Consider the following 26,554-nt stretch of genomic DNA (forward strand, 5'->3'; position numbering starts at 1 on the left):
CTATAAAAAAGAAGATGAGATCACTACTCGTACTAGCAATGATGGCTAGCACAACGTGCACCTTTGCTCAGACATCGGCAAAGTCAAGCGCTTTTGCCAAAACAGGCAAGCCAGATGCATTTGCAAAAACCATCACGGCAGAAGACTTAAAAAAACATTTATTCATTATTGCCGGAAAAGAAATGGAAGGCCGGGAAACCGCCTCACCAGGCCAGCGCAAAGCCGCTGCCTATATTGAAAACCATTTCCGCCAATTAGGCCTGGAGCCGGGCGCAGGCAATGGCTACCAGCAATTTTACAACGTTTATCAAGATTCATTGTTAAACGCCGGCTTAGAAATCAATGGCCAGGCATACAGCCTTGATAAAGACTTTGGTGTAAACATTGCCAACAATGTTTCCGGCACTTTTCGCTTTAGCGAGGTAACCTATGTTAATGCCGCCGACACGAACGCTTTTAAAGCAGCCAATCTTACCGGCAAGCTAGTGATCATGTTTGGCAACAACGCTAACATGTCTCGTGCAGCAGCTATGGCTACCAACAACCTTGTTCGCTCAAAAGGTATTGCAGCCATTTTATCAGTATCATCTCAATTACCGCGCACTACACCGGCTCCACGTAAAGGCAATCAAAGCCTGTATTCGTTCCGCAAAACATTGGAAGCTCAACAATATTCCATTTCAGAAGCAGTTGCAAAAGCCATCTTAGGTACTGACTTTGATGCAGCTAAGGCAGGAACGCTGGCTTCAAAAGCTTACAATACTGAAGCTTTATTGCAAACCAATAAAGCTACTACTACCTTACAAAGCAGCAACGTACTGGGCGTATTACCAGGTACAGATTTGAAAGATCAATACCTGTTTATTACAGCGCACTACGACCACTTAGGTAAAAGAGATACCGTTATTTACTATGGTGCCGACGATGATGGCTCTGGTACTGTTGGCGTATTGGAAATTGCAGAAGCATTTGTACAAGCTAAAAAAGCAGGCAAAGGTCCTCGCAGAACCATTGTATTTATGACTGTAAGCGGTGAAGAGAAAGGCTTGTGGGGTTCTGAAAGCTACTCTAACAACCCACTGTTTCCATTGGACAAAACTACTGCTGACTTGAACATTGATATGATTGGTCGTAGCGATGTTACCCGCAAAGGAGATACTACCAACTATGTTTACGTAGTAGGGGACGATAAACTGAGCACTGATCTGAAGCCGATCAGCGAAGCCCAGAACGCCAAATACACAAAGCTGGAGTTGGATTATAAATACAATGATCCAAATGATCCGAATAGAATTTATTTCAGAAGCGACCACTACAACTTTGCACGTAAAGGTGTACCTATCATCTTCTATTACGATGGTATGTTAGGCGCTGATTATCACCGCCCTACTGATACTCCTGAAAAGATCAATTATCCTTTGGCCGCTAAAAGGGCTCAACTGGTATTTTATACTGCTTGGGAAATGGCCAACCGCAATGAGATGTTGAAGCGTGACATAGCTTTACCTACAGCAACTCGATAATAAATAATACTTTCCTTTTTTTGAAAGCGGAGACTCTGTTCTCCGCTTTTTTATTGAGACTGGTTGCCCCCACATAGATGTAAGGAACTACCAATGCACATTTTAATCTCTAAACCAGATGCAACGCCTGCTTAAAGCCTATTGTCAAGCATAAAAATGGAGATATGAAAAAACGTCTTTTTACCATTCTGGCCTTAACGGGGCTCTTGGTCGCAGTGGCCAGCAGTTGCTCAAAAGACAAGGATAGGTATGAAGAAGTGACCCCTCTTGAAAACAAAACAACCGATGAAATAAAGCTGCTGCTGATTGGCAACTGGAAAGTTCATTATGCTTATGGAGGCTTTGATGGCCATACCAAACAAAGCTTCTCTAATAAAACATTTAGGGTGCTTGCTAATGACAGTATATACTTTTCTACCAATAATGGTATAACAGATGGCGATAAAATAGCTTATGAAAGAATAAACACCATATTTGGCTACGAAGCAACCGTAATGAACTTTACTAGCCATCTGGATTGGATTGTAAGTAATCAGAAAGGCGATACATTGATATTAAAAGATCATGCTACAGAGCCTTTTGAATATTATATTACCAGAATTACCGAACTTAAAAATTAATATTTTCAAACAAAAGGCGAAGACTATTTCAGTGCTTTCATTTTGTATCAGTGTCCCCTACGCTTATATTCGTAAGGAACCTAACTAAACAAAATGGAACAAATGCAAGTCCAACCCACCGAAACAACTGCCACAGACATTGTCTCTGAACATTATGACACCTATAAAGAGGTGCAGCAAGACATTCTGGAAACGGAGACCCGTAAAACACGCAATGCCATACTTATTGTAGCAGCTCTCTTATTTGGCAGCGACCTGCTGGCATTATTGATGGCCAATGCTGTTTCCGGAACAAACCTGCTATACATACTGATTGTCCCGGTTATTTTCGCAACGATTGGCATCTTTGCTTTAAAACAACCTTTAGCAGCTATCATTACTGCTATTGTGCTGTATGTCAGCCTGTGGGCCTTTAACGTTTATATTTATGGCGGCGCACAAATTCTTAGCGGTCTGATTATGAAAGCCATTGCAGTTACCTTTTTACTAATGGGCTTGAACCATGCTAGGGAGGCTGTAAAAGCCCGAAAAAACCTAAAATCAGCGTAATTATTACGCTTTTGAATAAAATAAAAGAGGCTCCATGTGGAGCCTCTTTTATTTTATAATGATTACTCAAACTATCAAGAAAAGTAATCCTATTGATCCTACCTATCAATCCCGCTAATCTGCGGTCCGGTCATTACCAACCTAATAAATACGCAAACACCAATGGAGCCACAATAGTAGCATCACTTTCAATAATGAACTTTGGTGTTTTAATATCCAACTTACCCCAGGTGATCTTCTCATTTGGATGTGCACCTGAGTAAGAACCATAAGAAGTAGTAGAGTCAGAAATCTGACAGAAATAGCTCCAGAATGGAATATCATGCATTTCCAGATCCTGGTACATCATTGGAACCACGCAGATTGGGAAATCACCGGCAATACCGCCACCAACTTGGAAGAAGCCAATACCCTTACCAGCACTGTTTTCTTTATAATAGTTAGCCAACCATACCATGTATTCAATACCGCTCTTCATGGTGCTGGCCTTTATTTCACCCTTATACACATACGATGCAAAGATGTTACCCATGGTGCTGTCTTCCCAACCACCCACTACAATCGGCAGGTTCTTTTCAGCAGCAGCGATCATCCAGCTGTTTTTAGGATCAATCTGGTAATTCTCTTTCATTACACCACTTAACAGCAGTTTATACATGTATTCATGAGGAAAGTAACGCTCACCTTTATCATCGGCGTCTTTCCACAACTTATGAATATGAGTTTGAATACGGCGGAAGGCTTCTTCTTCCGGAATACAAGTATCTGTTACACGGTTCAAACCTCTTTCCAAAAGATCCCACTCCATTTCAGGTGTTAGGTCTCTCCAGTTTGGAAGACGCTCATAATGGTTATGCGCTACCAGGTTCATGATATCCTCTTCCAGGTTGGCACCAGTACAGGAAATGATATGAATCTTATCCTGGCGGATCATTTCAGCCAATGAGATACCCAATTCGGCAGTACTCATAGCACCAGCCAGCGTTACCATCATTTTACCACCTTCCAGTAAGTGTTGCTCATATCCTTTAGCCGCATCTACCAGCGCCGCTGCATTGAAGTGGCGATAGTGATGGGTAATAAACTGTGAAACGGGACCCTTATTCATATGCTTAAAATTGAGCGGCAAAATTAGCCCTAAAAAAACAAACCCCAGCAAATTCGCTGGGGCTGTTCAAAACACACACACTGAAACAAACTCATGGTTTGCGCGTTTTCTGAAAAGTAACCCACTCCGTTAAAGCAGATCCTTTCAGGATTAGTTTATTGTCGCTGTTCTGCAGCGTTACATAGTAGGCTAAGCCATCTTCTGTTGTCATTTCAATCAGATCTGAAATCCAATAGCCTGAATAATCTTTTCTCAAACTTGCCTGTAAAGTAATCGGCAACTGCAGAGAAGAGATATTACGACTGGTAGCTACCAGGTTGCCATCTGCTTCGTAAAATACAGAAGCATATTGACCATTCAAAGCAAAATCGGCCTTATATAAATTATTAGACACCGACCAGCACACTTCAGATGCATCTACAAAGGTAGATTTAAAAGACTGGATTGCTGCTGGAGCAATTTCAATTTTATCAGTAGCAGAGCTAACATTGGTAAACAGTGACGCAGCAACTGTTAGAAAAGCAATTAAAAGTTTCATATAAATGATTTTGGTTTTAAAAATTTCTTTGTCGTTTTATCATTCGACGTGACAAAAGTAGATTTGGTTACAGGCCATTACAAGAAATTTGTGAGGACTGGCGCACACTGTTAAAGCTTTAACACGGTGCAAGAAGATTGTTAACAGAGATGAATTGATAATTTTAATGTATGAACTACCTCGCCCACGCCTACTTGTCGTTTCACCATCCAGAGATATTGGTTGGAAATATGATTTCCGATTTTGTAAAAGGCAAGTCGCGTTTAGGATATTCGGTAGGCGTACAAAAAGGAATTACCCTTCATCGATTAATAGATGACTATACAGATTCTCATTCAGCTACGTTACAAGCAAAAACAATTTTCCATCCATACTATCGTTTATACAGTGGAGCGCTTGTTGATGTAGTATATGATCATTTTCTAGCAAACGACCATTCGATTTTTACAGAAGCATCGCTATACCAATTTACCCATACAGTGTACCAAACGTTAGAGCAGTACCATATGCAGTTGCCACCGCGCTTTTTGCTAATGCTGCCGTATATGAAAGCAGAGAACTGGCTCTATAACTATCGTACAAAAGAAGGTATTGGCAAAAGCATACGCGGACTGGTACGCCGATCGGCTTACTTAACTGACTATGAAACGGCGATATTGCTGCTAAACGAAAACTATGACTTCCTGGAAAGTTGTTACCAACTGTTTATAAAAGATGTTAAATCCTTTGCGGAAGATCAATTAAGCAAACAAGATTGATATTTGGTAAGGGTTCTTTTATTTCAGACACTATTTTTGCAACCTAATTTTTAATACTATGAAAAAACTGATTGGCCTTCTATTGGCTGTTGCGTTTTTAAACACCTCTAATGCGCAAAGCAACGGCAATAAACTGCCAGCCATAGACAAGTCTCCTATGGATATGGCTTATTACCCAGCCAACTTCCCTGTATTAAAAGTACAAGACAAGGCCTCTGAGCCTTTAGTAGCACGAGTAATCTATAGCCGCCCGCAAAAGAGCGGCCGTACAGTATATGGTGAATTGGTAGAATTTGGCAAGGTGTGGCGACTAGGAGCCAATGAGGCCACAGAAATTGAGTTTTACAGAGATGTCAAAATAAACGGCAAAAAGATCCCAAAAGGCAAATACACTTTATATGCCTTTGTTAACCCTGCCGATTGGACAATGGTGATCAATAAAGAAACCGACACCTGGGGTGCGTTTAAATACGATGAAAAGAAAGACGTAGCACGCATAACAGTTCCTTCCGAAAAACTGAAAGAACCAGCCGAAGCTTTTACCATGTATTTTGAAAAAGCAGAAGCAGGCACCAATCTATTAATCATGTGGGACGACACAAAAGTGACATTGCCCATAAGTTTAAAATAACCCTTAGAAAGCCATCTTTTAGGATGGCTTTTTTTATGAAAAATAGAAATAGCATAAAAGCTGTAATTTTTCGCCATGAAATTTCCACTGATCATTTGCCTCTCGTTTTTCCTTTTTTCATGTAATGAGGAGAATGGGAAGCCCAATACCAACACTAAGCCCCTACGAAAAGACACTAACACCGCCCTTCGACCTTCAGCTATAAACCCTTATAGTGCGTTAGACATCTCGGCCATGGATATCAGCTACTTTCCAATCGACTTCCCTGTGCTCAAGATGACCAAAGGCACTCCGGAACTCCCTATAGCACGAATCATTTATAGCCGCCCCCACAAACAAGGAAGAAAAATCTTTGGAGGTCTCTTAAAATATGGTGAACCATGGCGTCTAGGGGCTAATGAAGCTACAGAGATTGAGCTTTTCCAACCTTTGCGCATTCAAGGGAAAACAGTTGCCAAAGGCCGATATATTTTATACTGCATCCCTACTGAAACCAAATGGACCATTGTCTTTAATACTAATATTTATACCTGGGGACTAAAACAAAACGCCAAAAAAGACGTGTACCGTTTTGATATCCCCATTCAAAAAACAGCTAACAACATCGAGAACTTTACGATTTTATTCCAGGGCGAAGCTCCCCATGCCAATATATTAATTGCCTGGGACGATGTAGAAGCACGTCTTCCTTTCAGTACTAATTAACCTACATCCATGTGTGGCATAACCGGTATTCTCCAATATAGGTCGCCTCTTTCAGAGCAGGCCTTACAGCAAGGCACAGCCGCTATACAGCATAGAGGACCGGATGAGCGCCCCTCAATCTGGACTAATTCTGAACGCTCTGTTGGACTTGGCCATTGCCGGTTGTCCATTTTAGATCTAAGCAGCCGTGCCAACCAGCCTCTAGCGTATTTAAATCGCTATCGTATAGTACATAATGGTGAACTCTATAATTACCTGGAGCTTCGCCGCCAGCTTGAGCAAAGAGGCTACCAATTTCTTACTACGTCCGATACAGAAGTTATCGTAGCTGCTTTTGATGCTTATCAAACCGATTGCCTACAACAGTTTGAAGGCATGTTTGCTTTTGCTATCTGGGATGAAAAGGAACAAATACTCTTTGCTGCCCGCGACCGTTTTGGAGAAAAGCCTTTCTTCTTTCATAACAGCAACGAACAGCTATTATTTGCTTCTGAACTAAAAGCTTTATGGCGCATGGGCGCTCCCAAAGAGGTGAACCCTGCGATGTTGTATAACTTCCTGACCATTGATTATACCAGCAACCCCTCCAATCCGCAGGAAACCTTTTATAAGGACATCTTTAAACTGCCAGCTGCATCCTATCTACTGCTTACGCTTCCAACAAGGGAGTTAGAGATACAACAGTACTGGCAAGTGTTTCCAGAAAGCAATCAAAATATTTCGGAGCAACAGGCCATTGAGCAGTTTCAGCATTTACTGACAGATAGTATTCAAAAACGTTTGCGCAGTGATGTGAGTATCGGTACAAGCCTTAGTGGAGGTTTGGACAGCTCAACCATTATTGCTCTTTGTCATCAAATTACCAATCAACACTATTCGCATCAGGCATTCACAGCATCGTTTCCAGGCTATGTAAACGACGAAACGACCAACGCTACATTGGTTGCCCAACGTTTCGGCTTACAGCAGCATTTAGTTACTATTTCGCCCGACAGCATTCCTACCCTCATGGAAACCGTTGCCCGCCACCAAGAAGAACCGATCCTGTTTAGTAATGTATTAGCACAGTATAGGGTATATGAAACAGCCCTGCAACAGGGAATTACTGTATTACTGGATGGTCAAGGAGCCGACGAAATTCTGGCAGGGTATCACAAATACTACCCTTGGTATTGGCAGGAACTCTATAGGCAAGGCAAACTAAAAAGCAGCGGTGAATTGCAAGCAGCGCGGGGCCTAGGCATAACCCAAACCTTTGGCATCAAACGTCAAATAGCAGCTCGTCTTCCTCATTTTGCAGCAGCCTTACAAGAAAGAGCCAAAGCAAAAAAAGCCAACCGCTTTATAGATCTAGAGCCTTCTTTCGCCTGGTCTAACAAACAACAGCTTTATTATGCGCTACCCTCTACTATGGATCTGCAGGGCGCCCTCTATTTCAACACCTTTGTCTATGGCCTAGAAGAACTCTTACGTTATGCAGATCGCAACAGCATGGCACATGGCATAGAGGTACGTCTCCCCTTCTTAAGTCATCCGTTAGTAGAATTTCTCTTTACGCTCCCTTCGCATTTTAAGATCAAAGAGGGCTGGACAAAATGGATACTTCGAAAAGCAACCACATCGCTTCTTCCTTCCGAAATTGCCTGGCGCAAGGACAAAGTAGGCTTTGATACACCACAAAAACAATGGATGCAACAGCCTTCTGTAATAGAGGCTATCCATGAAGGGAAAAAGAAGCTGGTAGAACAGGGTGTTTTACAGCCACAAGTATTACATCAAAAAATAAAGCCGCACGATGTACATGCGGCTGATAACAAAGACTGGAAGTATTGGTCGGCTTCGTTTCTATTTGATTAAAAAAGCAATCACTTAAGTTTTACAAACAGATCGTGAAACGTGAGACGTCAAACGCGAAAGGGTTTCCGACAGAACAATTTTATTCAATAACTAAAGCCCCGTTAATAAGCCAGCCCTGTGCGGTGGCATTTCACGATTCACGTTTCACGATTTTGGACCCTCCGCATTTGGCGGACCGTGGAACCTAAGCCTTATTGTATTTCTTATCCACCATCATATAACCCATCGAATCGCAGACAACGATTGTCCAATGTTTGGCACCTTCTAATACAATGTGATAATTTAATTGATCAGGTGTGGCTACTTCGGTTACGCCAAACACTTTTGTACCAGGGAACTTTTGCTTTAACTTACCACGAATAAATATTGGTAATTGGTCTTCGTAATAATAACGCATGGTCTTTAATATATTACCATTTACATCGTAGGTAACACGAGACCGGATCTGGTTTTGAACAAACTTCACCTCATACACATCTGTATGTTCTTCCCAAATTACTTGTTGCGCATCCTTAAAGGAAGCATTAAATGCTTTTAATACTTTTTCATTTACGATGGTAGGCGTTGCAGCGAAAACTGTTAAGGAAAAAATAGCAGTGACTAAACATAACAAAAGCTTTTTCATGGTTTATTATTTAGGCGTAAACAATGTTGGTTTCAAGTACAAATTAGATCCCTGAAACGCCATACACCAGCAGTTCTACACCAATGGCAAAGCCAATTTGTTACACGAATATTGTTAAGATAGGGGGATATATTTAAGGCGGTAGTTCTACATGATAAAAGTAGTGAAACAACCATAAGCGGCGATGTTATTTGAAATTGTTGGCAAATAAAAGAATTGTTAAAGGGCTCACCGTTAGTGATATACGGCAATCTTCGTATATCGTATAATTCTAAAAGCTGTAGATTTAAATCACATCTTTGCACTACCTTAAATTAAAGACAGCAATTATGAAGATCGGAACCAAGTTTATACACGCTGGTACTGAGCCAGATCCCAGCACTGGAGCTATTATGACGCCTATATTCCAGACCTCTACCTATGTACAGGCAGCACCTGGACAACATAAAGGTTATGAGTATGCCCGTTCTCAAAATCCTACCCGCTCAGCTTTGGAAGAAGCCTTTGCACAAATTGAAAATGGAAAATACGGCCTGGCATTTAGCAGTGGAGTTGCCGCTACTGATGCTGTGATCAAATTATTGTCGCCTGGTGATGAAGTTATTACTGGCAACGACATGTATGGTGGCACGTACCGCCTGTTCACAAAAATATTTGAGAAGTTTGGTATTAAGTTTCACTACATCGATATGCGCGAGGCTAGCAACATTGAACAATATGTAAATGCCAATACGAAACTGATCTGGATTGAAACACCCACCAATCCATTAATGAATATCACTGATATAGCAGCCGTAGCCGCCATTTCAAAAAAGAACAACCTGCTGCTGTGTGTGGATAATACGTTTGCTTCTCCTTATTTACAAAACCCCTTAGACCTGGGTGCCGATATTGTTATGCACTCAGCTACTAAATACCTGGGTGGCCATAGTGATGTTATCCAAGGCGCCTTAATGATGAACGATGCGACCTTAAGGGAGCAGTTATACTTTATTCAAAAGAGTTGCGGTGCAGTACCTGGCCCACAAGACTGTTTCTTGGTACTTCGTGGTATTAAAACGCTTCACGTGCGCATGCAACGCCATTGCGAAAATGGGCATGCTATCGCACATTTCTTACGCAAACACTCAGCAGTAGATAAAGTATATTGGGCAGGCTTTGAAGATCATACCAATTATGATATTGCTAAGAAGCAGATGCGTGACTTTGGAGGTATGATGTCCTTTACATTAAAGGACGACTCAATTGAAAATGCGATGCGTGTATTGTCTTCTACGCGCTTGTTTGCACTGGCAGAAAGTTTAGGTGGTGTAGAATCCCTGATCAACCACCCGGCCTCTATGACACACGCTTCTATTCCAAGAGAAGAACGTATTAAAAACGGACTAACCGATTCGTTGATTCGTATTAGTGTAGGCATTGAAGATGTAGAGGACCTGATGGAAGACTTAAACAGAGCCATAGGCTAATAACGTAATTACAATAATGGAGCTACTGCCAGGTCTAAAGCCTGGCAGTTTTCGTTTACAGCACCCAGGAAGAGTTAGGTTCATTAATTCTTTTTCAAACCTGTAACCTACTATCAACCAACATAGTCCTATGCGTATCAATCAACACATTGGACATGAACAAGATCATTATTGCTTTATTGACCATTATATTTAGTACAAGCACTTTTGCACAAGACTCTACTTTTTATTTTACCACTTCCGATAATGTAAAACTCTATGTACGCCTGGCGGGGAAAGGCAAGCCCTGCTTGTTTGTACACGGCGGCCCAGGATCTACCAGCTATTATTTTGAAGCAGTTGAAGCGGCTCCTCTCATCGAGCAAAAGATGCGCATGGTGTACTACGATCAGCGTGGTTGCGGTCGCTCTGACTCTGCACACAACAACGATTACAGCCTGGCACGTTTAGAAAAAGATATGGACGAATTAAGAAAGGCATTAGGTTATAAACAATGGGCTGTTATGGGTCATTCTTTTGGCGGCATATTGATCACAAACTATGCTTTTCATTATCCTAAATCGGTTGCTGCTTTATTACTGATTAACTGTACCTTGAACATGCAGGCTTCTATGCAAAGCCATCTGGAGTTTGGTTTAAAGGCATTAGACATAAAAGACCAAACCAGCTTCCGTGATACTACAAAGCCTTTAAATGAGCGCGTATGGGCTGTACATGATCAACTTACCCAAAAGAATATGTGGTACAAACTAATGTACCGCAATGCCTATGAGAAACAATACAATGACTCTATTACCTTCTCCTATGGAAAGCCCAACCGCGACTTTGCCAATAAAGTATGGAGTGTAGCCGACTACTGGAAAGACTTTACACCACTTACTGCGAAAATCACTTGTCCTGTTTTTATTCTAACCGGCGATAAAGATTACGCTATCGGTCCTAAACACTATCAAAGCTTTCAATTCCCTAAGTCGCAGATTGTGCACTACATTGGAGGTCATGCGCCTTTCCAGGAAGAACCACAATGGTTTGCTGAAAAGATCATTTCATTTATAGCTAAATACTAATAACCATTTCGCATAGGTACTGTTCAATACCTTTGCATTTTTAAACAGAACAATGCAAAAACTATTTATGCTAGCCGTTGCTCTTATTCTAAAAGCAACGGCTTTTTCACAAACTACCGTTTACCTGATTCCATCTTTGCACGGCATACATAAAACAAATGCGAAGTACAACTATGATTCAATAAAGGCTACCGTCCAGCGCATTCACCCCGATGTCATTGCGGTAGAAATACGCAAAGAAGATATTTCATCCGACACGGCCTATCTGAAGCAGAACTATCCTTATGAAATGTGGATGATGCGCTATTGGTTCCCAACGACTACAATTGAAGGCTTTGATTGGCTGGGTACAGAACTGGAAGGCAAACCTATTCCCAATCGTTACTGGCAAGACCACTCCCGCATCAAAGCACTACAAAAACTGCTTAGCCTGGATACGGTATATAGTAAGAAGCTGGCCAATTGCCAACTATACGCCGATCAACGCATGACCATTTTAAATAACAGCACACTTAAAGGAATATTGTTAAGTAACGACGCCGTACTTATCAAGGAGTACTACGACTGCCTTACCCAGCAGCTGCGAGGTAGCGATTATGAAGAACTCACCACCTTTTACGACACGCGCAACCAACAAATGATGCAACGTCTAAAGGAACTAGTAACGCTATATTCCGGCAAGCGAATTGTTGTTATTACAGGCGATGATCACGCTCCTTACCTACGCGCTTTTCTTAGTAAACAAAATGTAATGCTCAAACAGCCTTACTAAAAGTATTGAGAGCTATTAATTATGGATGCAAAACTGAAAGCTTTCCTGGATCGTAAAGTTGAAGAATACAATCAGCCTTCATTTATCCCTGCTGACCCAATCTCTATTCCTCATCGCTTTACAAAACTACAGGATAAAGAGATCTCTGGTTTTTTTGCTGCCATCTTTGCCTGGGGTAACCGCCGCATCATTATCAATAAAACTACCGAGCTCATGCAATTGATGGATGATGCGCCTTATCAGTTCATCCTTCATCATACCGATAATGATCTAAAGAAACTATTAGCTTTCAAGCATCGCACGTTTAATACCACAGACCTACTTTATTGCATATACTTCTTTCACCATCATTATACTACCAATACATCCCTGGAACAAGCGTTCTTTCCCAACAAAAGCATTAATAGTGTAGAAGCGGGGCTCAATCATTTTCACCACTACTTCTTTTCCTTACCCGATGCACCAGAGCGTACTCAAAAACATATTGCGGCACCTTTTAAGAAATCAACCTGCAAACGACTGAATATGTACCTGCGGTGGATGGTGCGTAAAGACAATAAGGGAGTAGACTTTGGTATCTGGAACCATATCTCCCCCAAAGAGCTGATCTGCCCTATAGATGTACACGTAGCCCGCGTGGCCCGCAAACTGGCCTTAATTCAACGTCCTGTTACAGATTGGCAAACAGCCTTAGAGCTTACCAATCACCTCCGCCAAATGGATCCCCACGATCCTGCTAAATACGACTTCGCTCTTTTTGGCTTAGGCGTAACCGAGAAGTTTTAATAACCAATAATGAGTAATGAATAATGAGTTGCGCTTTTAATATTAAAACGCCTACACTCCTTACTCCTTACTCATCACTCATTTCTAACGCCTCACAATCACTCATCATCCCACCTGCGATAAAAGAAAAGCAGCCCGAAGGCTGCCTGTTAGTTCTGGTTTTATGTCAAGCAAATAGTTAGAAGCGGAAGAAGCGATCCGTTACGCTACCCACTTTTGCACCTTTGAAACTCCTGATATTATAGGTAAAGGTGGCCATGAAATATTGTTGCAGAATATTGATCTGTCTATCGATGATCTGATTTTCAGTAGTATTTCTAAAAACCGATATGTTCTCATTCAGCAGGTCAAAGGCAGAGAACTTTAACTGGCCCTTGTCGTCTTTCAAGAACACAACCGACATGGCTGCATTCCATAAGGCTACATTCTTCTGCACACCAGGCGCCACATTTGAGTTCTTACTTAAAGCCAAATTACTTTCCCACACAATGTGCTTGGGCCACCTAACCACTAGTTCCGTGCGCAGGCCGCTTCTATCTACTTTTAGATCTTTAAACTGGTCATTCTCATAGTTGGTCCGGTTAAAGCCCAGATAATAACTATAACTCCACTCTATCTTGTCTTTCCAATTTATATTACCATTAGCAAAGGGCCCAATATCCAAGGTTTTTACATATCCTTTTCTACCATTTACAATTAAGTAGTTACGATTGAAATTGACGTTGTAGCCAACACCATAACCAAACTGAAAGTTCTTATTCGCCTTGTGTTGCTTCACCACGTTTAAATTCGTATACAAGTCCTGCACACCATCTACATTTACGGGTGTTGTGACTTGTACACCGTTGGTTTGTACCACACGACTCCTGGTTACAGCATTGTTCCGGAAATTGCCAAACCCATAGGCACTAATAAATAAATTCTTGGTAGAAATATTTTTAAAGTAGTTTAAATTAATACTGTGTGCAGTAGCAGGCTTTAAATCCGGGTTTCCATTAACAATGAATAAAGGATTGGTACTGTCGGGAACTGGTTGTAAATCACTAAGATTGGGTGGTGTAGCATTAGCAGAATAATTCAGGTTCAGTTCTCTCCAGTTTACAGTCATTCCTGGCAACACATAACTATAGCGCTGGTTAACATCCGTAACGGATTTACCAAATTGATTATTGATATCCAGTTTTAAAAAGCTGGCTGTACCTGTCACATTCAACTTCTTGTACTTTACATTCAACCCGGCAGATACTGCATTCCTCCAACTTTCCCTGCTCAATTCATTACTCAGATTTGCATTTACCACATCGTACTTACTGCCCCCGCCTTTATTGAAGGTGCCTAATTGATCCACATTGTTAAAGTAGGTTCCGGAATACCCAAGGCGTAAGTTCAGCAATTTGGTGATTGGCTCATTGTAATTTGCATTCAGCGTAGTGGTAAAGTTATTCTGCTCGCGGTCACGCAATTGATTCAAATACGTCTCTAACGCTGAGCTACTTTCATAGAAAGTATTGATCACATCATTGATCTGGCTATTATCTAAATTACCATAGCTTAAGGAATTAGCAATATTAAGCGAGCGATCTTTCTTTCTGAAATTCTTAAAGTAGAGTAAGCTATGACTGTAAGACACATCTTTACCATCCATATTCTGCTGATTGTTACTGGTATTCAGCAACCCATCAATATTGCTGCTACTGCTTGTACCTGTAAACTTATTGCTGTGCTGATCATTTATCACAAACGATGGTTTAAAATCAATACGGCTCAGTGAATCAATTTTACCTTTTAAGCCAAACGCAACCCGATGACTATAAGATTTCAAAACCTCATTGCGGTTAGAGCGGGTGACTAACGTGGTATCACTTAAAAACTGTTGGCGGTTGTTCAACTCCAGGATGTCATTGCGCGATTGGCCGTAAAAATATTGCGAGTTTAAGGTCAAGCCATTCTTTAATACATGGTTCATATTGAAGCCTGCACCGGTAGATTGATTGATACCATCTCCCGTACCCCCTAGTGAAATACCATTCACACTAACCCCGCCATTTCCATTCATCCACAAACTATTAATACCACTACGGCTAAAGCCTCCTAGTGACCGGATATCATTAAAACTAAAACCTGCTCTATTCAGGTTATTTGTAAAACCCAATAAGCTCACTTGCATAGTATCCTTAAACAGATTAACAATGGCGCCACCTTCATAACGCTCATCTGTACCCGCACCTGCATAGGCCTTACCAAACCAACCTTTTTTGATAGCCTTTTTAAGCTTTAGATTAATTACCTGACCAATGTCACCCTCAGAACGATCAGGATTTAGCTCACGCTCATCCTTATCTTCCGTTACTTGTACTTTATCAACAATATTCGCTGGCAGGTTGCGGGTTGCCATCTTTGGATCAGAGCCAAAGAAATCCTTGCCATCCACCATTATACGATTGACCTTTTTTCCGTTGACAGTAATGTTACCATCAGCATCTACTTGTACACCCGGCAACTTCTTTAAAATATCTTCCACCAACGCTGTAGGAAGTGTTTTAAACGACGCCGCATTGAACTCTATAGTATCCTTACGTACGGTTACCGGTGGGCGTTCCGCTATTACCAGCACCTCATCCAGTGAAGTAGCAGCTGGTGCTAATGCAATGGTTCCCAGATCTATTGACGTGTTATCTGTTAATGTAAATTCTTTGCGATATACCTCATAACCAGAAAAGGAAATTACGGCACGGCAAGCTATATTCAGCGGCAATCCTGTCACTTTAAAATCTCCTTCAGGTGCACTCATTCTATAGGTAATCAGCGCCGTATCAGCAGCTTTAAATATAGTAACAGTCGCCAGGGCCAGCGCCTTCTTTGTAGAGGAATCAGTAACTTTCCCCTTAATAGTGCCTTGTGCCATTGCATGTGTAACGGATAGGAACAAGAATGCAATGCAGATTGTAATAAATCGCATGTTGGTCGTGGTTTGAAGTGCAATTATACGACATACTTCGTACGAAACCGCGCTTACCTTTTGCGTTTACATGAATGGTAAATGAAGTGGATGATGGGTACAGCCACATGGCTTTTAAATATATGAAGTGATGGAAAAGCTTTATGAACTTCTACAACAGGTAACTGAATCGTCAAAAACAGTATGTACATCCGAAAATCTACAAAATATACGAGTACAGTTAGAAGCGTATGTAAATGAATTAATTCAACACGATTTCCCTAAATTGGTAGACTTACTTTATAGGGTAGATGTAAACGAAAAAAAACTGAAACGCTTACTGGCCTTACAACAAGACGCTAATAGTGCTTCCTTGATTGCCGATCTATTGATTGAACGGCAAATACAAAAGAAAGCTTTGCGACAAACACCACCACCCGATACAGATATCCCAGAAGAAGAACGCTGGTAATTACTGCTTCCGACGCAGATACATTATTTCGCCATTGCTTGCGGTAAAATAATCACTTCTTGTCCCATCAAATAACTGCCACTGAATCAGGTCATCATTAATTACCTGCAGCAAGCTTTGAAGCTTAACAGTACCAGTAGTGTCTTTAACAGTAAAATCAAACCAGGCAGGCGACTTGGTGAAATCTGCATTAAAAGAGAGCAACGGTTTTCGCTCCTTACCGTAAAAAAGAATGATATGGGTAGTATCCATTACTTCAAACCCACCTCCGTCATACTTACTTTCAATGGTTTCCCAACGGCCTACCAGGGCTGCCAGGTTACGGCTCTGTGCAACCGATTTGCTTAGAAAAGAGAGCAGTACAATTACAAAGAGCATACACATTTTCATACCCCTCAGTTTACCTTCTTTAATAGGCACATATTATATGCCATGACAGACGTAAAACCCTTTTTAGGCATCATTTTTTTTAGCAGTTTAGAAAAGACTTTTTATGAAGAGAGATGGTATACAAACCAGCTTATGGCAACCTTCTGTTCCGGACTTTACCAGTCGCTATACATCCCTTCCCTCTAACCGTTTTGATGTAGTAATTGTAGGTGGAGGTATCACAGGTGTTACTACAGGTCTAATGCTACAGAAAGCTGGTAAAAATTGCCTGATTGCAGAAAAGCATAGCCTCTGCTTTGGCACTACGGGCGGCACTACAGCTCACCTCAATACTTTCCTAGATACCGACTATCATACTGTTAAAGAGAAATTTGGTGAAGAGAATGCACAACGCTTGCATATGGCCGCAGAACAGGCGCTACAGCTCATCAAAAAAAATATTGACACCTATGATATTGAATGTGGCTACAGCGAGCAAGAAGGCTATCTTTTTTCGCAGGATGAAAAGCAAACCGATCAGCTCAACAATATTTATCAATCATCAACAAATGCTGGATGTAATGTAGAGTGGGCAAATGGTATTCCTGTACCTGTAGCGTTTGATAAGGCCATTGTTTATAGTGGACAAGGGCAGTTTCATCCTACACAATATGTAATGGCATTGGCGCGCCTCTTTGAAGAGGCTGGTGGCGTTGTTTTACAAAACTGTTCAGTAGGAACAACAAAAGGTGAAGCTCCTCTACAGTTAGAAACTTCTCTCGGCCTTATAGAAGCAGAACATGTCATCTATGCTACACACATTCCACCGGGTATCAATCTCTTACACTTCCGCTGCGCACCTTACCGCAGCTATGCAATGGCCGTTACATTGCAAGATGATAAATACCCCGTAGGCCTTGCTTACGACATGCAGAATCCTTATCACTATTTCCGCACACAGGAAGTAAGTGGACAGAAGTATTTGATTGTGGGTGGCGAAGACCACAAGACCGCGCATGTAACACACACCGAAGATTGCTTTAGAAACCTGGAAGTGTATATCCGCAAATACTACAATGTAGACAAGATCGCTTACCAGTGGTCGTCACAATATTTTGAACCAGCAGATGGATTAGCGTATATAGGTCACCTGCCAGGCAATCCGAAGAATGTATGGGTAGCAACAGGCTTTAGTGGCAATGGAATGACCTATAGTCATATTGCAGCTATTACCTTATCGGATTTGATTGTAAAAGGTGAAAGTGTATACTCTGAATTGTTCAATCCCAACCGTGTAAAACCAGCCGCAGGCTTTGCCAATTTTGTTAAGGAAAATGTAGACGTAGTAAAAGAGTTTATAGGCAAACGATTGAGCCAGGAAAAACTGCAGAGCTTGGCAGACTTAGCTCCCGATGAAGCAAAGGTGGTAAAATATGAAGGCGAGAGTATTGCCTTATATAAAAATGAAAGTGGCCAGATATATGCGGTAAACCCTGTGTGTACCCACGCCAAGTGTATTGTAGACTGGAACAGTGCAGAAAAGAGTTGGGACTGCCCATGCCATGGTGCTCGCTATGATGTAAGCGGCCAGGTGTTAACCGGCCCAGCTCACAAAGGCTTAGAGGTCATTGTATTGAGTGAAGCTGTAAAAGAAAAACACTAAACATTTTTGTTATCTATTCGTTCTAACGCCCATGCTTTTTGCATGGGCGTTTTAGTAAACATAAGTATCCATTCTATCTAATCCATTTTATTTACGGCTTAGTAAAGTAGTGGTCAATTCTATACAAAAACAACTATTGCGCTTACACAATCCGCATACGCTACCAATTGCAGAAAGGCTGATTAAGGAAGAAAGTGGTCACAATAGGTAATAGATTACTCAACCTTATTGAAAATCAATACCCACTGAAGAAAGATTAAGATTGGCACGATTCTTCAACTATCATCAGCAAATATTTGTTAACTAAAATTGTATGTTATGTTACGTTGGACAGTTATTTTTCTGGTTGTTGCCATTATAGCTGCCATCTTTGGATTTGGTGGTATTGCAGCAGGTGCGGCAGGAATTGCAAAAATTTTATTCTTTATCTTCTTGATACTATTTGTATTATCCCTGATCATGGGCGGCACCAGAAGAACGTTATAGCAACAAAATTCTTTTTAATTGAAAGGTATAGCATTGGCTATACCTTTTTTTATGGCTATATTGCATAACTCAATCCTTTACAGATCCGTCTTCATTTATTGCATTTACTTCTCTCAATTAGCAATTCTCTATTTCAATTTACTTTTTCTTCGAGCGTTGTTCGACACTTGTTCGAGGCACATTCGGAATGTTCCGAACGTAGGTAAACCAATCCCAAACGAATGCTAAACCAACAACAAGATGTAAGTAGAAACGACAGCAAGAACGTCTTTGTATATCCTACACTTACATAACCATTTATATAAGTATGTCTGTTTCGCATAATGCCCGTATGCATTAACTTTATAAGCCACAGAAACCACACTTTATGTGGCTCCAGTTCTTAAATGGGTTCTTCTTTATTTTTCATACAGCCTTTACCCTGTTTAATATTACAGGCTGGTGGTTTCCTGCCACCCGTAAGTGGAACTTGATTACGTTGTTGCTCACTGCTTTTTCCTGGTTTGTATTGGGCATCTGGTATGGCTGGGGTTATTGCCTTTGTACCGATTGGCATTGGGATGTAAGAGCACGCATGGGGTTGCATGATCAACAGCAGACATACATTCATTTTCTGCTTTTCCAATTAACGGGAATTGACTTTAATGAAAAGCTGGTAGATTATGTAACCTTAGCCATTTTTGTTCTCAGCCTGCTAATGAGTATTTATCTAAATTGGAACGACAGAAAACGGAATGTGAATCAAGCTTCATCTCGTTAACAACAATACCTGCGCAAATTAGATCTACGCTATTTCTTTAAATCTTTTTCCATAGCCCTAAGCTTAGATGTTGGCAGGAATATCTGGAAACCGAGTGATAACGTAAGATCATTGGAAGTAACAGCACTACCAAAACCAATAATGCCGTTGTATTTGAATAGCGCTTCTAAGGATACGTTGGGCGTTACAAAAAAGGCCCACCCTGGGCCACCTCCAATGCCAAGGCCATTTGTATTGTCGCCAACCGCTGGATTATCACCCTCTATACCCACATTGGCCTCTAAAAAAAAACGAGACCTATATAATAAATTCCCTGGTTTATCGCCCAAATAGTGGCGCCCTAAGGCACCTATGCCATAACTAATACTAGAACCGTCGCCTGATGCTGTAGTTAAACTAAAAGTCAGGTAACCACCAATTGCCGTATTATCAACAATGAACCAAGCAACTTTTGGATTTAACGTAAAGGAAAAGTTACCTCCTTCGTCCAAACTTAAATCAAGTTTAGATATATCACCTCCAACCATTACGTTTCCGGCTTGTATTTGCGCCTCTGTTTTAAGAGACGTAAAAAGTAGTATCCAGCATGCGAACACAAACAGTATTCTTTTTTCCATAACCTAATTTTTTATTTCTAAATGATACAGTAATAGCATTTTCTTATTTAAAAAAATAAATAGAACCGTTAACTGCATTCGAAGGTGAGGAAGGTTACGTCATATAATATTGGAATGAAAATAACATATGAGCGTATATACAACCCTGTTAGTCAGCAACGCTTAAACACAAGGAATAGGAATAAATGCAAAAAATACAGACAGAGATGGCTTTAGTATATTCAGAGGTAAAAAGATCTTTCCTATTGACTAGATATACCCAGTTAATTTTATTTCACCTGCATGCTATTTTATATAATGGCTTTGTTAAATGAATTGCCAACAGATAAGTTCTTCAAATTTACAATAACAATTCTTAGACAGAGAGCTTTCCAACATATAATTCAATCCTTGCGCAAACAAATAAGCCAGCTTATCAAAAAACTGTTGCATTAAACACCGGATGAACAACACTGCTACAAAAATTATACAGCAGCTTTAAAAACAGGATTTTATTGGCACAAAGCGAGGTAAGCTCTACACAATTCTACAATAAAAACCACAAGATGCTTATAACTGTATGTGCATCAATACTTAATTCTTAAGCGTAATCAGAGGAATTGAAAACGAAAAAAAAGAAATGGAAGAGCTGGCACAATTATTATCTACCTGCTAGGCACAAATGTTAAAGCTGCATAGCTAGCCTAACACCAATTGATTGTGATCCGACTAATTCCTGCTGAATGGTATTCAACTCTATTGAATTCTTATTTTTTCTACCAGTTGTATTTATACTCTACTGGTTTGTAAGCCAGCGAAACCTGGCTATACAGAACTGCCTGATCTTACTGGCCAGCTATTACTTTTATGCCTGTTGGGATTGGCGCTTTGTGTTTCTCTTACTAGCATCCACCTTTATAGGTTTTGGCTTTGGTCTGGCCATTGAGTATTCGAGATGGAAGAAGCTGGCACTGTGGGGTGGACTGTTGTGCAACATACTGCTATTAGGTGTTTTTAAATACTTCAACTTCTTTTCTCAATCAGCGGCAGATTTGATCCATGCCTTGGGCTTTAAAACCAGTCCTTATTTTATTGACATTGCCTTACCGGTGGGTATTTCGTTTTACACCTTTCATGGCATGTCGTACCTGATAGATGTTTATAATAAAAAGATAACCCCTACCCGCAACTTCATTGATTACAGCGTATTTGCTTCTTTCTTTCCCTTACTGGTAGCGGGCCCTATTGAAAGAGCTACGCACCTGTTACCGCAGGTACAAAACAAACGCACATTTGATTATACACAGGCAGTAGCCGGCACCCGCCTTATTCTTTGGGGATTGTTTAAAAAGATAGTCATTGCCGATACACTGGCTACCGTAGTAGATAAAGTGTACCTGCACCCAGAATATTACTCGGGCTCAACGCTTTTACTCACAACCATCTATTTTTCGTTCCAGATCTATTGCGACTTTAGCGGCTATTCCGATATAGCCATTGGTACCGGCAAACTGTTTGGTTTTGAATTGTTGTCTAACTTCCGGTTTCCCTACTTCTCACGCAACATAGCCGAGTTCTGGAGAAGATGGCATATTTCGCTTTCTTCCTGGTTTAGGGACTATTTATACATTCCGCTGGGGGGCTCCAAAGTGGGAAAGCTAAAGGCCATTCGCAACACCTTTATTATATTCCTGGTTAGTGGATTGTGGCATGGTGCCAACTGGACCTTTGTACTGTGGGGTGGCATCAATGCTTTGCTCTTTATTCCCCTATTACTTTCCAATAAAAACAGAAAGTTTGCTACTAGTGTAGTTGCCGAAGACCGCGTGTGGCCGACACTAAAAGAGGTAGGACAAATGGTAATCACATTGTTACTGGTATCCTTAGCCCGCGTCTTTTTCCGATCGCCCAATATAGAGACCGCTACCAATTACTTTGGGCTAATGACACACAAGTTATTCACGCTGCCAGAATTCCTAAGCCTGCTTGTTTTTATATTGTTGTTTGTGGTACTGGAATGGACACAACGAAGAGATGAAAGAAATGTGTTTCAGATTGAGCGTCCTGTGTACAAGCAGGCTTTGTATTTATTTATGGCGGTTATGATTGTCTTTCATCATAAATATATCGACACCACTCAATTTATTTACTTCCAGTTCTAACCATGAAAAGGTACATTGCAAAACTACTTTTATGGAGCCTTGTGGCAGGCGGCACCTCACTTGGGTTGCTAACGGCCATTGATCATTCATTTATTCCTGGACCAAAGAAAATGTTCCTTGCTGAAAAAGCACCCAAGGACATTGACTTGCTTATTATTGGTTCTTCACGCGCCGAGTTTGTTATTGACCCACATCTCTTTAATGAAGAATTTACTGTTTACAACTTTGCTATGGCAGGCCATGGCCTACCCTCTAATTACCTGTTATTAAAACTGATGATTGAAAAGTACGGCTTTAAAGTTGGCCAGATCGTACTCAGTACAGACGAGCTTAATTTCAATGGCAGCAAAGGATTCTCTCGTAAGTTTCGGGATGATTTCTTCATAGATGAAATGGACGATCCTGAAGTGTATGAAGCTTATCAAAAGTATAGAGGTAAAGTCTTTTCTTCTGTACTCAAACATCTTCCACAAACCAGCACAGTCATTTACAGCGATATCCGGAAAACACTGCGCAACCTGCCCTTTATGACTCGCCATTTATTAGAGCGCTCAAAAGCAGAGTATGAGAAAGAATTAAATGTTTTTGCTTCAACAAAAGGATACAGTCCGCTGTTTCAAAAAAGCTATATCAAGGATAACAACAAGAAAGAAAAATATGTGATTGAACCTGATGACCTGGAGTATTTCAATAAGCTGGCGGCTTTGTGTAAAAAGCACAACATTCAATTAAGTTTATTCAGAGCGCCTATGTTGCACTGCAACAATTACCAGTCGGAAGAGTTTGATAGCTTTATCAGTGCCTTTACCAGGGAAAACAATATTCCCTTCTTTGATTACAAATGCAGTTACCAACTGGCCGATCAATTTTATGATGCAACCCATCCAACAGATACGATTTCTCAACGAGTATCCATGGACCTAAGCAATAAACTACAACCTGCATTAGCTGAATTAAAAAAGAAAAATCAAACCATTACATCAAAGCCTGCGTTCATTACCATGTTACAATAATGCGGAAATAAAAATGGCTTTCTAAACAAGGCATAACACTATTTTAAATAAAGAAGGGCGAATTTAGTTGACGGAGGGCAGTTGATAGTTGGCAGTGGACTGCCCTTTATTGCCGACTTTCAACTACCAACTATCATCTGATAAACACTCGATGTAACTTAAATTGGCATAAGAAACCATTGTCATTATTGCACTAAATATACTACTGGTATTAAAACATACCGTTCTCATTGATCATATCGGCAGGCACTTCCTGGCCAAAATCCCACATCTCGGCAATCTTGCCATTTTCAAAACGGAAAATATGCATAACGGCATAGCCTAAGCTTTCAGGTGTTGGCCGCACATGCGAATGAACAGCTACCAAATCTCCATCCTGTAATGTGCGCTTTACTTCAAAGATCTTATCAGGTACTTGCTTAGCGTTTTCTTCCATAGCGGTCATTATCGTTTCTGCATCGCCTTTAAAATACACATTGTGATGCTTGAAGTTGCTAGCCACATACTTATTGAAGGCTTCACGAGAATCACCTTTGGCAGCCAATTGCAAAAAGTCTAGAGCTATTTCTTTATATGTTTTCAATTCCATTGTTTTAATGCTTGGTCAATTTTTATTTCATTTCTCTATTACTAATAAACCCATATTCTAAAAAGGCTTCTTTGCTGTTTCCATTGCTTTTTCCAAATACTCATCTCTTCCTTCACGCACTCCTTGAATGGTCTTGTTAACCAAAATATGGGGCTGTATGCCCACGCCATGGTGCGCAGATCCGTCATGCTTTACTACACGCATACCTGTCCAACTGATTGAATACCCGCCCGGCAGCGTAAAAGGATTAATATTTCCATTGGTACCTGCGGTAGGTTGGCCAATGATTGTTGCCAATTTATAATTCTCAACAAAGCTCATATAGCTTTCTGCATAGCTGATGGCACGACCATCGGTCAGAAAAATGATATTTGCATCAAGATGTGTTTTCGAAGGTTTCATTCCCCAACCATGATATTCCCATCCTGCCAGATTCTCCCTATCGGGATAAATTGTTTGAGGCACCTGCATCCAACGGGTAGATGTATCTTTTCCCTTTAACAGGTATTCAAGAAATTCATGGTTATTGTTTGGATATCCCCTGAGATCACAAATGATTACGCGGCTTTTTTTCAACTCCGGCAATGCTTTGTTGATGGCATCCATTGTAGCCCTATCCATATTAACATAGGCTACATCATTTGAAAGCATCTTGATGGAATCATTCTTTGGCAGTGAAGCATAATATTGCGAAAGGTTTACTGTTCTTGTTAGCGTAACATCTTCTGATTGATTATTCATCCTTTGAACAAACAGCTTCATTACTGATCCTTGCTCGCCTCGCAGTGATTCGGTTTCTGCTCTATAATCCAGCCAACCTTTTGTGCCTGCGGAAATAGTGGGATAGATGTCTGCAAAATATTCTTTAGCCAATCGACCATCTATCTTCTTTACAATATCGCCACGCTTGAGAGCAATACTGCTATCTCCTACATGCGTAATCACTAATTCACCTTCTACCCATTCCCAGCCAATCAAAGGGTAAGAGACGTCCTTATCACTCATCATATTTACCCGCACATGGCCGTCCTTTAGTTTTGCAGTCAGACGCTGTAGAGTTTTTTGAAAATTGGCCGCGGTTTTATCAGTATAAGCCTGCGCGATGGCTTCTTTCAAGGCCAACCCCCAATCTACTTTCACAACATCAAAATAGGGGTAGAAATGTTGGAATATATTCCAGGCGATGTCGAGATCTCCTAATCTTGTATACAACTGATCACCACTAATTTCTGTAGCTGGAATAGAAGCAAGGTTTTGTTTTAGCTTTAGCAACAGGCTGGTATCACCAACTGGAAAGGTTTGTGTTTCAGAACCATATAAGGCAAGTGGCAACACCATTTTTAAACCGCTACCAATTCCTTTTTCTAAATACTCCCCAACTTGAGGGTAAGCATCAAATAACTTTTTATGAGAACGAACAGTCGGTGATACTTCCCTACTCATAATAGCAGCATAGCTTTCGCCACCAGCACCTTGCCTAACTACAATTGAATAGCTTTCCTGTACCGTTGGACTTAACTGCAATCCTTTGGGTGCTGTATTTTGATCGCTATTTGTAAATGCTTCCTTGTACAATTCTTTCCATTCCTCGCCCTCCTTTACCTGCAGGCTCAGATCGTCAAATTCCACCTCACCCTTGCCTATGAGCATTATACCAAAAAATAGCTTTGCTGCATTATTATCAATTTTCCCCTTTATCTCATAAGTATCCCACTCTTTTTTCTTTATTGGCCGGCCGCCCATGTTATCAAAGAAGCCCATGGTCTTATCAGCCTTATCTACCCTAGCCCACAATTGCCCCTGCCCCTCTCCACTTGCCATGCGCACCTTTCCTTTAAAGACAAAGTCCTTGCCCTGTAGCGGTGTTGCATCCAGCCAGGAATTTACCGGCGCAAAATTCGCAGTGGAAACCGTGACTACTTCTGGGCGGTTTGTACGAAGGCTCTTATAGATGCTGCCTCTGCCACCCAATCCTACACCTGAATGCTGCCAGGCAATTGTTTTATAATCCCTAACAGGAGCTTTCAATTCTTCTTTATTCAAAACAGCTTTTTCATCCTCCAGAAGCACTTGTATGGTTGGCGCAATAGGTTTGAATAGCGCCAGCAGGTTGGCTTGTAGCTCTGCTTTGTTTTTGCTTTCACTGACTATGCGGTTTCCATAAATAGCAAACCGATTCCAATCAATAGCAGATGCTTCATCACTTGGATGAAAATATTTTACGTAACCATACAGCTTTGCAAAGGCTGTTGCATTCTCAACCTGCTGAGGTGTCTGGCAAAAGACAGTAAAGGAAGTTGTGAGGGCAAGAAAACAAAAAGTTGACTTAATGTTAAGCAGTTTCATGTTAATGGCTTAAACAAATGGGTTAGTAATGAAACTTAAATCTACAAAAAAAGAGGATGAACGTAAACGTTAGAAGACTGACTGCTTTCATTATAAATAACGGTAGGAGTATTATTTAGAAAGCTTTGCAAATAATGCACCCTGGCTTGGAA

Annotated in this window: 25 protein-coding genes; 17 read left to right on the forward strand and 8 right to left on the reverse strand. The window is 40.9% G+C overall.

The annotated features are described in order from the left end of the window. Positions 1-14 precede the first annotated feature (14 nt). From SY85_RS12390 to SY85_RS12400, 3 genes are all read left to right on the forward strand, one after another. Entirely contained in the window at positions 15-1,523 is a 1,509-nt protein-coding gene (locus SY85_RS12390) for a M28 family peptidase (protein ID WP_066409714.1), read from the forward strand. A gap of 164 nt (positions 1,524-1,687) precedes the next feature. Next, positions 1,688-2,143, forward strand: a complete 456-nt coding sequence (locus SY85_RS12395) for a hypothetical protein (protein ID WP_066404908.1) — start codon at positions 1,688-1,690, stop codon at positions 2,141-2,143. Positions 2,144-2,236: 93 nt separating this feature from the next. Further along, positions 2,237-2,692, forward strand: a complete 456-nt coding sequence (locus tag SY85_RS12400; protein WP_066404914.1) for a hypothetical protein — start codon at positions 2,237-2,239, stop codon at positions 2,690-2,692. A 133-nt stretch (positions 2,693-2,825) separates the two neighbouring features. Here the strand turns inward: SY85_RS12400 and SY85_RS12405 are convergent, their stop codons facing one another. Together SY85_RS12405 and SY85_RS12410 are read right to left on the reverse strand one after the other, a co-directional pair. Beyond that, positions 2,826-3,800: a deoxyhypusine synthase family protein gene (locus SY85_RS12405; protein WP_066404916.1), complete on the reverse strand. Its 975-nt coding sequence runs from the start codon at positions 3,798-3,800 to the stop codon at positions 2,826-2,828. Between the two features lie 91 nt (positions 3,801-3,891). Continuing rightward, on the reverse strand, positions 3,892-4,338 hold the full coding sequence (locus SY85_RS12410; protein ID WP_066404920.1) for a hypothetical protein: 447 nt from the start codon (positions 4,336-4,338) through the stop codon (positions 3,892-3,894). Between the two features lie 170 nt (positions 4,339-4,508). Between SY85_RS12410 and SY85_RS12415 the strand changes: the two genes are divergently transcribed. The 4 genes from SY85_RS12415 to asnB all read left to right on the forward strand — a co-directional run bounded on the left by SY85_RS12415 (position 4,509) and on the right by asnB (position 8,289). Then, positions 4,509-5,096, forward strand: coding sequence for an acyl carrier protein phosphodiesterase (locus SY85_RS12415; protein WP_066404921.1), 588 nt, complete (start codon positions 4,509-4,511; stop codon positions 5,094-5,096). A 58-nt stretch (positions 5,097-5,154) separates the two neighbouring features. Next, positions 5,155-5,727: a DUF2911 domain-containing protein gene (locus tag SY85_RS12420; protein WP_066404923.1), complete on the forward strand. Its 573-nt coding sequence runs from the start codon at positions 5,155-5,157 to the stop codon at positions 5,725-5,727. A 75-nt stretch (positions 5,728-5,802) separates the two neighbouring features. Continuing rightward, complete coding sequence (locus SY85_RS12425; protein WP_066404925.1) at positions 5,803-6,432, forward strand: DUF2911 domain-containing protein; 630 nt, start codon at positions 5,803-5,805, stop codon at positions 6,430-6,432. 9 nt (positions 6,433-6,441) lie between these two features. Further along, on the forward strand, positions 6,442-8,289 hold the full coding sequence (asnB, locus tag SY85_RS12430; RefSeq protein WP_066404927.1) for an asparagine synthase (glutamine-hydrolyzing): 1,848 nt from the start codon (positions 6,442-6,444) through the stop codon (positions 8,287-8,289). A 184-nt stretch (positions 8,290-8,473) separates the two neighbouring features. Here asnB and SY85_RS12435 read toward each other — a convergent pair whose 3' ends face one another. Beyond that, positions 8,474-8,914 carry a hypothetical protein gene (locus SY85_RS12435; protein WP_066404934.1) on the reverse strand — a complete coding sequence of 147 codons (441 nt, stop codon included), beginning with the start codon at positions 8,912-8,914 and terminating at the stop codon, positions 8,474-8,476. 329 nt (positions 8,915-9,243) lie between these two features. On the opposite strand from SY85_RS12435, the gene SY85_RS12440 reads away from it, so the two are divergent. The 4 genes from SY85_RS12440 to SY85_RS12455 all read left to right on the forward strand — a co-directional run bounded on the left by SY85_RS12440 (position 9,244) and on the right by SY85_RS12455 (position 13,008). Then, entirely contained in the window at positions 9,244-10,383 is a 1,140-nt protein-coding gene (locus SY85_RS12440) for a cystathionine gamma-synthase (RefSeq protein WP_066404936.1), read from the forward strand. A gap of 155 nt (positions 10,384-10,538) precedes the next feature. After that, a complete protein-coding gene (locus SY85_RS12445) occupies positions 10,539-11,450 on the forward strand; it encodes an alpha/beta fold hydrolase (RefSeq protein WP_066404937.1) in 912 nt (303 codons plus the stop codon). 52 nt (positions 11,451-11,502) lie between these two features. Beyond that, positions 11,503-12,222 carry a hypothetical protein gene (locus SY85_RS12450; protein ID WP_066404939.1) on the forward strand — a complete coding sequence of 240 codons (720 nt, stop codon included), beginning with the start codon at positions 11,503-11,505 and terminating at the stop codon, positions 12,220-12,222. Positions 12,223-12,243: 21 nt separating this feature from the next. Continuing rightward, on the forward strand, positions 12,244-13,008 hold the full coding sequence (locus SY85_RS12455) for a TIGR02757 family protein (RefSeq protein WP_066404940.1): 765 nt from the start codon (positions 12,244-12,246) through the stop codon (positions 13,006-13,008). 178 nt (positions 13,009-13,186) lie between these two features. Here SY85_RS12455 and SY85_RS12460 read toward each other — a convergent pair whose 3' ends face one another. Next, positions 13,187-15,967, reverse strand: coding sequence for an outer membrane beta-barrel protein (locus tag SY85_RS12460; protein ID WP_066404942.1), 2,781 nt, complete (start codon positions 15,965-15,967; stop codon positions 13,187-13,189). A 130-nt stretch (positions 15,968-16,097) separates the two neighbouring features. Between SY85_RS12460 and SY85_RS12465 the strand changes: the two genes are divergently transcribed. Then, positions 16,098-16,418 carry a hypothetical protein gene (locus SY85_RS12465; RefSeq protein ID WP_066404944.1) on the forward strand — a complete coding sequence of 107 codons (321 nt, stop codon included), beginning with the start codon at positions 16,098-16,100 and terminating at the stop codon, positions 16,416-16,418. Here SY85_RS12465 and SY85_RS12470 read toward each other — a convergent pair whose 3' ends face one another. Continuing rightward, a complete protein-coding gene (locus SY85_RS12470; RefSeq protein ID WP_066404946.1) occupies positions 16,419-16,808 on the reverse strand; it encodes a hypothetical protein in 390 nt (129 codons plus the stop codon). It lies immediately after the preceding gene. A gap of 103 nt (positions 16,809-16,911) precedes the next feature. On the opposite strand from SY85_RS12470, the gene SY85_RS12475 reads away from it, so the two are divergent. The 3 genes from SY85_RS12475 (at position 16,912) to SY85_RS12485 (ending at position 19,696) form a co-directional block, all read left to right on the forward strand. Then, entirely contained in the window at positions 16,912-18,450 is a 1,539-nt protein-coding gene (locus SY85_RS12475) for an FAD-dependent oxidoreductase (protein WP_066404948.1), read from the forward strand. Positions 18,451-18,768: 318 nt separating this feature from the next. Then, positions 18,769-18,936, forward strand: coding sequence for a DUF1328 family protein (locus SY85_RS12480; RefSeq protein ID WP_066404957.1), 168 nt, complete (start codon positions 18,769-18,771; stop codon positions 18,934-18,936). A 367-nt stretch (positions 18,937-19,303) separates the two neighbouring features. Further along, a complete protein-coding gene (locus SY85_RS12485) occupies positions 19,304-19,696 on the forward strand; it encodes a DUF2784 domain-containing protein (RefSeq protein WP_066404958.1) in 393 nt (130 codons plus the stop codon). A 29-nt stretch (positions 19,697-19,725) separates the two neighbouring features. Here SY85_RS12485 and SY85_RS12490 read toward each other — a convergent pair whose 3' ends face one another. Continuing rightward, the gene (locus SY85_RS12490) at positions 19,726-20,313 is read right to left on the reverse strand and encodes a hypothetical protein (protein ID WP_066404959.1); all 588 of its coding nucleotides are present in this window, start codon (positions 20,311-20,313) and stop codon (positions 19,726-19,728) included. A 722-nt stretch (positions 20,314-21,035) separates the two neighbouring features. Here SY85_RS12490 and SY85_RS12495 point away from each other — a divergent pair. Together SY85_RS12495 and SY85_RS12500 are read left to right on the forward strand one after the other, a co-directional pair. Beyond that, positions 21,036-22,454 carry an MBOAT family O-acyltransferase gene (locus SY85_RS12495; protein WP_066404960.1) on the forward strand — a complete coding sequence of 473 codons (1,419 nt, stop codon included), beginning with the start codon at positions 21,036-21,038 and terminating at the stop codon, positions 22,452-22,454. 2 nt (positions 22,455-22,456) lie between these two features. Next, positions 22,457-23,467 (forward strand): hypothetical protein, encoded by a 1,011-nt coding sequence (locus SY85_RS12500; protein ID WP_066404964.1) that lies wholly within the window; start codon positions 22,457-22,459, stop codon positions 23,465-23,467. A 211-nt stretch (positions 23,468-23,678) separates the two neighbouring features. On the opposite strand, the gene SY85_RS12505 is transcribed toward SY85_RS12500, so the two are convergent. Together SY85_RS12505 and SY85_RS12510 are read right to left on the reverse strand one after the other, a co-directional pair. Further along, positions 23,679-24,056, reverse strand: a complete 378-nt coding sequence (locus SY85_RS12505) for a nuclear transport factor 2 family protein (RefSeq protein WP_066404966.1) — start codon at positions 24,054-24,056, stop codon at positions 23,679-23,681. Positions 24,057-24,113: 57 nt separating this feature from the next. Beyond that, the gene (locus SY85_RS12510; protein ID WP_066404968.1) at positions 24,114-26,402 is read right to left on the reverse strand and encodes a S41 family peptidase; all 2,289 of its coding nucleotides are present in this window, start codon (positions 26,400-26,402) and stop codon (positions 24,114-24,116) included. Between the last annotated feature and the right edge of the window lie 152 nt (positions 26,403-26,554).

This window comes from Flavisolibacter tropicus (assembly GCF_001644645.1).
GTDB classification, from domain to species: Bacteria; Bacteroidota; Bacteroidia; order Chitinophagales; family Chitinophagaceae; genus Flavisolibacter; species Flavisolibacter tropicus.